This is a genomic window from Peribacillus sp. P4_B1, assembly GCF_056402395.1.
The window spans coordinates 1-2650 of record NZ_JBFUHM010000124.1 but is presented as its reverse complement, the minus strand read 5'-3'; the positions used below and the strand labels follow the sequence as shown (position 1 = coordinate 2650).

2 protein-coding genes are annotated in these 2650 nt (G+C 29.4%); both read right to left on the bottom strand.

Going from position 1 to position 2650, the window contains the following annotated elements; genetic code table 11:
* Nucleotides 1-185: 185 nt before the first annotated feature.
* Nucleotides 186-1040, bottom strand: coding sequence for an HNH endonuclease (locus AC1DVK_RS26655; RefSeq protein WP_477627801.1), 855 nt, complete (start codon nt 1038-1040; stop codon nt 186-188).
* 2 nt (nt 1041-1042) lie between these two features.
* Nucleotides 1043-2464, bottom strand: coding sequence for an ATP-dependent nuclease (locus tag AC1DVK_RS26650; protein ID WP_477627800.1), 1422 nt, complete (start codon nt 2462-2464; stop codon nt 1043-1045).
* Nucleotides 2465-2650 lie beyond the last annotated feature (186 nt).

Sequence of the window (2650 nt, the reverse complement as noted above, 5' to 3'; positions counted from 1 at the left end):
GTACATCCAGGATCTGAACAATAGATGAGACACGTGCATAACCATAAATCATCAAACTTCGCCATCTTTTTTGATACATGTATATGATGTATTACGAACTAACACCGAACCTAGGTCAACATTTCATATCATATGAGTGTACTCATACGATACTAGTCAGACATTAAATTAGGTTGATTAAAAGCTTACCTTATAGGCAAGCTTTTACTATAACAAATATTAATTAAATCGCTTTCAACTATGGCTTCATATAGTGCAACAAGCCAATTATTTCTACCAGCGCTTTGGGTACTTGTTTTGATTTTTCTTATCAAAGATTTTACCTGTTCTTCTATTTCGACGCCTTCTTCTACTGCTAATTGTGTTTCAAGAAATACATTTGAAATTTCATCATTAGCGTGAGATTCAAATCTGGAACATAAATTTAATTTATTATAATGTGATTTTACTATTTCAAAAGTTACACTATTTATTTGTTCATTTTCAATAATTTCATAAGTGACTGTGGGAGTCAGAGTTTTGTTAAATGAAATACGAGCATACAGATATTTTTCTTGAGGAACAAAGTCATAATAATAATTAATAAATAGTCTGTTACCATCAAAATCTTTCCACCTCTTACCTTTTTTGCTGTTGCACTTTTCACAACAAGGTATCAAGTTTAATGCTAATACAGAAAAATCTGGATAGTCTTCCTTTGGTAAGTAGTGGTCAAAAGAACCAGGTGAATTCAGTCCACAGTAAGGACATTTTGCTTGGTAATGTAGTTCTTGTTTGTTAGTTATATCTGTTTTTAAGTTATTTAATGTTATATTCTCACTATAACAGGATAGCAAGTAATTTTTTATTTCAATCCGTTCTGTATAGTCGACTTGTTCAATGGATGAGAGATTTTGTCTGTTTGTTAAATATATCTCATAACGTTTATTTATTGCTTCCATTTCACCCAAAAGACTATCTTTTTTTACCTCCTGAGAGTTCACTGCAATTGATTTATACACATCTATCAAGTTTTCTTCAATTGGATTTAAGTTTTTCATAGTTATTTTGATTTATCCTTAAATAGAGTATTTAAATAAGTCATAGCATTATAGCTTAATGAATCGTTAAATAAACTAAGGATTTCTTCATTCGACATATTCCTAGCCATCTTTTCAAACCATCCTTTATAATTACTCTCTGTATTTCTTACATCAAATACTTCATTTGTTATGGTTGTTAAGTTTTCCCCAAAGCTTTCAATATGAAGTTTTCTTACTCTGGGTGTATTATTTATCCTTTCCACTACATTAATATATTTAGATGGTATTTCTTGAATGATTATTGGAGAATGAGTTGATAAAATAGCAAATGATTTAAACTCATCTAATAAGGTATTAAACATCCTTATTAAATTCGAGAGTGCATTAGGATGAAGATGTGTTTCTGGTTCATCAAATAGCAATAATGACTCGTGTTCAATACTCGCAATAACTTCTGTCATTGTCATTAATATTAGATTCTGTCCAGAACTAAGTGATATATCTTCACCATTTAATAGACTTGCTAATATGTTACGGTGTTCCGTTTCAATAATTTCATCAAGAACTTTTTTCCATACATCTATTCTTCCTTTTTCTTGTATAAGTTCAAGATATTTTTTGATTTTTTCTTTAATTGTGGTTGAAGTCATTACTTTTCCTTGATCATCTCTTATCCCACAATATTTATAACTAAAAGTTCTATCAGTATCTTTTGGACGGTCAAATTCATCAAATACACTATAGGAAATAGCGATAACTTTACTAAAGGAAGGACGACTTGGTGAAAAATTTTCTTTTTTGCTTTTTTCAAAACCACTAACCAATGCTGCAATTTTCGCTAACATTTGCGTTTTCCCTGTACCATTCTTCCCTATTAGAGCATTTATTCTATATGGTAAGTGTTCATCTTTTTCAAAATTAAAATTAAACTCATGGGGTCTATTAGCCAAAAGTAGCTTGTAAGTAAAATTAAATTGAAATACTTTTTTCACTTCATCATCATTAAAAAATTTCGAACCTTCTCTTAATGCCTTTTCAGCCTGACTAAACCTTATTAATGAAGAATGGAATCCATCATGAATCACAAACTTATCGTGTATATTATCATCCATTGCAATATCATTTAAGCATTCAAATATTTCATAAGCCACTTCGTTACCTAATTCTTTTAAATTTGCATAATAACTAATGTCCTGCCCTAATGAACAAAACTCTTGGGATAAAGCTTGAAATTCTCCTGTTAACGAAGTTCTTTTTGTATTTATGTGGAGAATTTTAACTTCTCCTATTTTAAACTCCTTTTTATCCTGATTAAAATAATATAACTTATGTAAAGTTTTATAACCACCATCATCCCAATTGTCTGTAGAGAGCACCGCACATGGAAAAGAATTAGGTACTCTTTCAAGGTTTCTATATTTAGAAGTTACATAAAAATCCATATATTTTCTCCTCATAGAAAATTTAAACTATAACAAAATCACCATACCATTTATTGGATTTTATTCCATGTAAATTAATAAAATCAAAATATTATTAAGGATTTGAATATAGACTTTTATGTATTAGTTTACATTCGCCTCGATAACAGTAAGATAAATCCTATTCAATCGTATGAAGTATAGACT